This is a genomic window from Bartonella rochalimae ATCC BAA-1498 (assembly GCF_000706645.1).
Classification (GTDB): domain Bacteria; phylum Pseudomonadota; class Alphaproteobacteria; order Rhizobiales; family Rhizobiaceae; genus Bartonella; species Bartonella rochalimae.
On record NZ_KL407338.1, the window covers coordinates 403,224 to 411,078 of the forward strand.

The following is a 7,855-nucleotide window of genomic DNA, read 5'->3' on the forward strand; positions in this document are numbered from 1 at the left end:
TAAAAACAAAAGTAGGGTGTAATGAGATATACTAAAACGGGATTATTTCTTATTTTAATGCCAATAATTTTAGGCAGTTTAACAATATTTTTTGTTCCTTACATGTTATTATTTGCAACGAACGGATTACAAGATTATGAGAAATATTGGTATATCCGTTCAGAACCATTATTAGTGCAGCTACTTGTTGTTGCTGTATCATTTGTTTACACCATATCGCAAAAACTGTATCTACGCAAAGCGATTACAATTGTTACAGCGTTTTTTTTTACGGGTGTTTCTCTTTACTATCTTAATTGCGAAATTAAACGCTTAAGTCCTTATATCGGCCAACAAGGAATAACGTGGAGTTATGCTCTGCAATTTATTGATGTCATGGTCATCTTTGGCATAATTGGTGGTATTTTTCTTTTAGCAGCCCAATTCTTAATAACTGCTCCGCTTAAAAATAAAAAAGGAGTAAAGCGTGCCAAAAAAGGAATTTTTGGTGATGCATCATGGATGAATTTAAGTGAGGCAAAAAAAATTTTTCCTGCGAATGGTCAAATTGTTATTGGTGAAAGATACCGTGTTGACGAAGATAGTGTGTACAACATTCCCTTTTCCCCTGGAAACAAGGCAACGTGGGGGAAAGGTGGAACATCGCCCTTATTAACCTTTAATCTTGATTTTGGTTCAACTCATATGATTTTTTTCGCTGGTTCTGGTGGATATAAAACAACAAGTACAGTGATCCCAGTATGTTTAAAATATCCAGGTTCTATTATTTGTCTTGACCCTTCAACAGAAGTTGCACCAATGGTTCAATTGACGCGTAAAAAGATGGACAATAGAAATGTTATTGTTCTTGATCCAACTTCAATATCAACGAAAACTTTTAATGTTCTCGATTGGCTTTTAGACAATAGTGTACCGCGAACACAACGTGAAGCTAATATCGTAGGTTTTTCTAAACTGCTACTCACTGACAAAAAATCAGAAAATTCTTCAGCAGAGTACTTTTCAACACAAGCGCATAATCTTTTAACTGCTCTTCTTGCGCATGTCATATTTTCTGATGAATATGACGACTGTGAACGTAATCTAAAAACATTGCGAAAAATCCTTTCTCAATCAGAAACAGCAGTTGTTAATCAATTACGCCATATTCAAGATACATCGCCTTCTCCTTTTATTCGCGAAATGGTTGGTATTTTTACAGAAATGGCAGATCAAACCTTTTCAGGTGTTTATACAACTGCCTCAAAAGATACTCAGTGGCTTTCTTTGTCTAATTATGCAGATCTTGTTTGTGGTGATGATTTTGCATCTTCAGATATAGCGGATGGGAATACAGATATTTTTCTGAATCTTCCGGCAAGTATTTTAAATAGCTATCCAGGAATTGGGCGTGTGATTATTGGTGCTTTTTTAAATGCAATGGTTATAGCTGATGGAAACTATAAAAAGCGCGTTTTGTTTGTTTTAGATGAAGTTGATTTGCTTGGCTATATGAATATTTTGGAAGAAGCGCGTGACCGTGGACGCAAATATGGCATATCCTTAATGTTATTTTATCAGTCCTCCGGTCAGTTGGTAAATCACTTTGGAAAATCAGGAGCGCAATCATGGTTTGAGAGTTGTTCGTTTGTGAGTTATGCTGCTATTAAAGATTTACAAACAGCTAAAGATATTTCAGAACGTTGTGGTCAAATGACTATAGAAGTGACTGGAGCAAGCAAATCTAAAGGACAATTTTTAAAAGGTTCTAAAAATATAAATTATCAACAAAGAGCGCTAATTTTACCTCATGAAATTATTCAAAAGATGCGACAAGATGAACAAATCATTCTTATGCAAGGGCAACCACCTTTGCGATGTGGACGAGCAATTTACTTTAGAAGAAAAGAGATGCTAGCTACTACTGAACAGAATCGTTTTGCTCCCAAAGGAAAGAAAGACTGATTAGAGATGACAATAAGCACATACAGCAAATATTTTTTGAAAAATTTACTGAATCTGTAAACCATCAATTAGATTTCTTAATTGTTATAGCAGAGCATATGATGATCTACGATATGGTTATCTATAATAAATATAATACTTATTGTAAAATATTCTGTTCATGGAAAAGTAGAAATGTTTTACATAAGTTATTTAAGTTTCTAAACAAATAATAGAGGCGTAATAAATAAGAAGCTATGCTTCCTAAAATACTTAAAACTTTAATAAGATATACAAAATATTTAGATTTTAGAAAATTATTTATAGTTAGTCTAATTCTATAAGAGGTTCTTTCAGTGATAAATTATGATAAAGAGCCAAACATGTCTTATTCATTATTTTCTTATTGTAATTAAACTTATTTAGGCAATAATACATTTAAATTAAAAATGAATGTAGGATAAAGAATTCTCAAATTCTTGATAAAAAACGCAAATTGATTTTACTCATCAAATAACATAGCTTTTGATGAAAAGCACCTGAGTTAATATTTGCATCTTTGAAATGTTAACGATTATACTATTTTCAAATTTAAATGTAAGATCAGCAAGTAACACCTTGCCTATTCGAACATGTTCTTAAATAAGCATTTATAAAGATATTTTAAATAAGGTGAACAAACTTATTTGGCAGCATTTCTCGATGAAAATGAACAGCTGCTTGCTCTCAATCACACGCAGATTTCTTATAAAAAGATTGAGAATTCTTTATCCCATACTCATTTTTAATATATTGCTGCCAGAATAAATATAATCATGAGCTAAAGATAAATAGTATATTATTGTATCTCAACATTTATTGTTTTATTCACTCTTTATAGTGTTGCATTGTCCATAAGAGTATTAAATTCCTCTAATGAATATTCTCCCTTCGCATATCCTTCTAAAATTTCAAGCGTTTTAGAATGAAGAGTGATTCCCTCAATTGCATGTGTACTAATAGCTGCATCAACTGCTTCACGGCGTTTTTGTAATTCTTCTGACGTTAAAGATGTAGAATGATCAGTTGTTTTTTTCATGAACTCTTCCTTTCTTTTACTTGTTCTTATAAAATAGAAGCATATCTTCTTGTTTGTTCCGTTCTCTATTATTATTTAGAAACTTAAATAACTTATATAAAATATTTATGCTTTTCCATGAATAGAGTTGCTACAATAATTGCCATCTATAAATATTAAATGAATTATAACTCCACACACTTTAAACGGCCATATTGATTACTTCTGAGTGATCACGTTTGATTTCTTTTAACAAATTTTGTAGGTTTTTGCCTTGCATAAAGAGCTCTCTAATTTGTTTTGCTTTACTTTGTGATATACCAATGCTTTCAGCTAGCAAATCATAATTACCATCACGAAGCCATTTATGTTCTAGTGGCATAAGACGCTGATTGACTGCTTTTATAAAAATATTGAGTTCTTCTTGGAGTGAAGGAGAAAAACTTAAAGTTTCTTTTTGCATATCTTTTGACAAATTAAAAATATCTTGTAATGTTTTGCTAGGCATTTCCACTACTGTCGTAAGACATTTTTCCTTTATTAGATTCTCTCTAACAATTTCATTTTCTACCTCTTTTACAAGATCAACATAATCATAAACCTTCTGAGCAAGTGCTTCAACATTTTGTTCAGCGGTTTTGTATTTTGAAGTTTTCAACCATAATATTTTTTTGCCTGCCAATTCAGAAATAGACTTAGGACAATTGACTATTTTCTTTATAAAAATTTCCTGAAAATTTTTATCTTCAATAATGTTTTTTACACTTATCTTTTCATTAAAGTCTTTTAAATTTTTATAAACATACTTTGCATACATATCAACTTGTTGTCGCTTTAATTGGACAGCAGGATGACTCGTAATTTTTTCAATAAGTTGATCTGATGTTAAAGAAGCTACCGCTTCTTTTGGAATAAGAATATTTTCCAAATTTTTTATATCTTTACTCATTGGAACTTTAAAACTCAGTGGACAACCAGATTTTAATTCCTTAACTTCATTTGGTAAAAAATAATCTTTTTTGAATACCATATAAAGAGATTTTGAAATATAATTAAGATCTACTTTGAGTAGAAGATGTTCCGCAGTCTCACGTTCATAAAAACTTAGATAATTATACCCTCTCTTTGGCATTACAATAATCATTTTTTGAGCATTTTTATACTCTAACTTACTCATGGAGCTTATGAACTCTTTCATAATACTCACTTTTTCTGGATTTGAAATATCTTCAAACATATGCTTCATAGCACTTATATCGTCCATAACACCAGAACGCACCATAGAGAGTATACTGCAAATTCTCATACGCTCTTCTGTAACAATTGAAAAATCTAGTTGATGACCTGCAGCTTCAGCAAGTCTTTCAAAAAACATTCGTTGTGTGCGACCATTACCATCTCTGAATGGGTGTATATAATTAATAAGAGCAAACATACTCGCTGCTTTATTAATAAAAGCTTGTCGCGATAAACCTTGAAAATCATTCTGTTCCGCAAGCGTTTTATCCATATTATCTAGGTATTGAGGAATTTTTTTACTCTCTAAAAAATAATCGTCAGAATTTACCTTTCTCATTGTGTGTACACTAGCAGTAGTGCCATCCTTAAATGTAAACGGGAAATTACGACTATTCCCAGCCCATTCAAATGTATTCTCGAACAAGCGTTTATGGATATATATTAGATAGGAAGAATTAAACCTTTTTGGTAGTGGTTCATGGTGCAAATTAACTATTGCTTTCACCGCATGATGTCCGCTTACCATGGACAAATTGTCTGAGTCTATTATTCCATGTTTATTTTTTAGTACTTGGGTTGCAGGATAAATATAGTTGTCGTACGATGATGAGGAGGCAGATAGTAGTTTTTTCATTTCTACCTCCATATTTCCCATTTCTTGCAATATCATTTGTATAGCAGTATCCATAAGGATATTAAATTCATTTAATGAACTTCCCTCTGCATATTTTTCTAAAATTAGAAGTGTATTAGGATGCAAGGCAATACGTTCAATAGTATGAGTATGAATCGCTGAATCGATAATCCAGCGACGTCTTTGAAGTTCTGCTACCATTAAAGATGCCTGATCTTTGGATCTTTCCACTAAGCGATCCTTCCTATTTTTCCATTTTTGTAAAATAAAAATATGTTTTTATTTTGTTATAAAAAACTCATATTTTAAACGGCCACAGCCATCTGTATTGACTTTTTTATTTTCAATTGTTGAAGTTCTTGACATATTTTTTTTGCGTCATTAACAGTCTTTATAAGTGCTTTCGCTTTATGTTCTGAAATACCAACACTTTTAGCGATTTCTCTATAATTACCATCTCTGAGTTGTTGAGACTCTATCTCTGAAAGACGAGAATCGACTTTAGTCAAAAAGGAAATAAGCTCTTTTTGGATCTTAACACAATTTTCTACATTTAAGGTTTGTGATTTCTCATTTTGAACCACGCTAAGGATATCTTGCATTAGCTTACTAGGCAATCTTACTTCTTGTAAAAGGCGTTTTTGTTCTCTATCATAATTTCTAATGATTATATTTTTAGTAACTTCTACAGCAGACATATAATTTTTAATTTTTTGACTAAGTGGTGCAAGATTCCTTTCAGCTGTTCTGCGTTTTGGACTCCTTATACCCAATATTTTAAAACCAGCTAGCTTAGCAATAGTCCTAGGATATTTTAAGATTTGCTCAGGAATTTTTTTACTTACTTCTCGTCCTTTATTAATTACATCAATACTTGGATCTAACGCTTTTGAATTTCCATAAACAATTTGTGATAAATTCTCAATTTCTTTTCGATTGTTTTGAAGTTTAATATGATTCTCAATTTTTTGAAGAATTTTTTCTGACGTTAAAGGAGGTATTTTTTCTGCTGGGATGAGAATTTGATCTAAATCTTTATTTATTGAAACTGTAAAAGTAATCTCATCATTAGGTTTTAATGCCTTAAGCTGTTCTGGTGTAAAATAATCTTTGCAGCATACCATATAAAAGTCTACTGTTTCAACTATAATAGAATCCGCATTACTAACCTTATAAAAACCTGTATAAGTCACACCTTCACGTGGTGTTATGATAATTTGATCATCCAAAAAATTACATGCATGCTTATTATTAGACACAGCATTTAAATAATCCTTCAAAATGCGTCTTTTTTCTGGATTAGAGATATCTTCGAACAAATGTTGCATCGTTTCATAATTTACATTACCTTCTACAGGTATCGCATCATTACAAGCATGTATCATGCGTTTTTGAGTCACAACTGAAAAATCAAGTTTATGGCCTGCAGCTTCAGCAAGTCTTTCAAAAAAGACTCGTTGTGCAAGCCCATTCCCATCTCTAAATGGATGTATATAGTTGAGAAAGGAAAAAAGCTTCGTTGCTTCATTAACAAATTCTTCACGCGATAAGCCTTGTAAATTATTTTTTTTCGAAAGCACTTGATCAAATTTATGTAAACTTTTTGAAACTGCTTCACTCTCTTTAAAAAAAGCATCTGAATTTGGTATTTGCATCTTTGAGATGTTAGCAGTTACGCCATTTTTAAATTTAAATGTAAGATCACGTGTACAGCCAGCCCATTCGAACGTATCTTCAAATAAACATTTATGAATATGTTTCAAATAAGAGGAATTAAACTTATTTGGCAGAGCTTCTTGACGCAAACGAATAATCGCTTGCTCTGAATGATACGCGCTCTTTTCATGAAGAGCTTGAGAATTCTTTATTCCATATTTATTGATTAATACATCACTGTTAGGATAAGTGTAATCACAATCAAAAAAAGACACATCTAATAATTTCTCTCTCTTTTTTATTCTTAAAGGTTTAAAAATTTTTTTTAAAGATTTTAAATTTTGCTTCTTCATGATCATTCGCTCAAATATTATTTTAAATAAATACAACTTTTTCACATAGATTCTTATAAAGTTTTAGATGTTTTAGTATTGATATTTATATTGATACTAAAATCTGAATTTTTTTATTATACTTTTTTAGTTACCTCCAATTTTAGTTAGCTCCAAAAATATTTCGTTGTTTGAAAGGATCATAATAAATCTCTGTAACTTTAAATTTTCCTTCAATCCGTTTACATTGAACAATAATATCAATCATTGAAATTAATAACCCGCGAATATCATCGCGCTCTAAATGTCCTCCTCCTTCACTTTCTTTAACCAAAAGCGTCATTTGCTCAAATGCAGCCAATGCTGTTGATGCATGAACTGTAGTAATAGAACCTGGGTGTCCTGAATTAACATTGCGAATATAATAGAAAGCAGTACCATCTCGTAACTCTTGTAGAAGAATACGATCAGGACGCATACGCAAGGCGGATTCTAATAATTCTTTTGGTCCAATAGAAGCTAAGCCATACCCACCTTTTGCATAGATCATAGAAACACAATTAAGATGCGGTACAACTAACTCTGGTGTATCTTCAATAGTTATAATACGCTCATCATCAGGAATTTTAGCTATTAATGCTTTTGACAGCGTTGTTTTACCAGCTCCTGTTTTCCCTGAAATAAGAATATTTTTTTGCAATTTCACAGCTTGATTTAAAAAGGAAACAAAATTTTTATTGTAATAATCAATTGCTAATTTATGCTCGACGTTTTTGAGTTCATCAAAACGCAATTGATAGTCATTCAATGGAGTGAAAGAAATCTGTTCACACATTGAAAATAGACCTTTGTTGGCTAGATCTTCGAGCAAATAACTTCGGGATGATGGTTTACGAATTGTCATGCTGATAGTATTTTCTTTTACAGCTGGTGGTATAACAATTTGAATACGCTCATTATTTGGCAAAGTAGCGGATAATATTGGGTTTTTATCGGAAATACTTTGCTTAGAAT

At 31.5% G+C, this 7,855-nt stretch carries 5 protein-coding genes; 1 reads left to right on the forward strand and 4 read right to left on the reverse strand.

The genetic code is table 11. From position 1 onward, the window contains the following. Positions 1 to 21: 21 nt before the first annotated feature. Positions 22 to 1,944, forward strand: coding sequence for a Ti-type conjugative transfer system protein TraG (gene traG, locus O99_RS06465; protein ID WP_035007370.1), 1,923 nt, complete (start codon positions 22 to 24; stop codon positions 1,942 to 1,944). Positions 1,945 to 2,797: 853 nt separating this feature from the next. Here the strand turns inward: traG and O99_RS06470 are convergent. The 4 genes from O99_RS06470 to virB11 all read right to left on the reverse strand — a co-directional run. Beyond that, positions 2,798 to 3,001 carry an antitoxin VbhA family protein gene (locus tag O99_RS06470; protein ID WP_035007373.1) on the reverse strand — a complete coding sequence of 68 codons (204 nt, stop codon included), beginning with the start codon at positions 2,999 to 3,001 and terminating at the stop codon, positions 2,798 to 2,800. 181 nt (positions 3,002 to 3,182) lie between these two features. Continuing rightward, positions 3,183 to 5,054: a BID domain-containing T4SS effector gene (locus tag O99_RS06475; protein ID WP_154655493.1), complete on the reverse strand. Its 1,872-nt coding sequence runs from the start codon at positions 5,052 to 5,054 to the stop codon at positions 3,183 to 3,185. Positions 5,055 to 5,158: 104 nt separating this feature from the next. Beyond that, entirely contained in the window at positions 5,159 to 6,907 is a 1,749-nt protein-coding gene (locus O99_RS06480; RefSeq protein ID WP_235692231.1) for a BID domain-containing T4SS effector, read from the reverse strand. Between the two features lie 97 nt (positions 6,908 to 7,004). Then, on the reverse strand, positions 7,005 to 7,855 hold an 851-nt coding region (gene virB11, locus O99_RS06485), incomplete at its 5' end, for a P-type DNA transfer ATPase VirB11 (protein WP_035007374.1).

What these genes read in the sequence shown, in the direction of transcription:
- O99_RS06470 (WP_035007373.1), bottom strand. Translation starts at nt 3,001, where the DNA reads ATGAAAAAAACAACTGATCATTCTACATCTTTAACGTCAGAAGAATTA.
- O99_RS06475 (WP_154655493.1), bottom strand. Translation starts at nt 5,054, where the DNA reads ATGGTAGCAGAACTTCAAAGACGTCGCTGGATTATCGATTCAGCGATT.
- traG (WP_035007370.1), top strand. Translation starts at nt 22, where the DNA reads ATGAGATATACTAAAACGGGATTATTTCTTATTTTAATGCCAATAATT.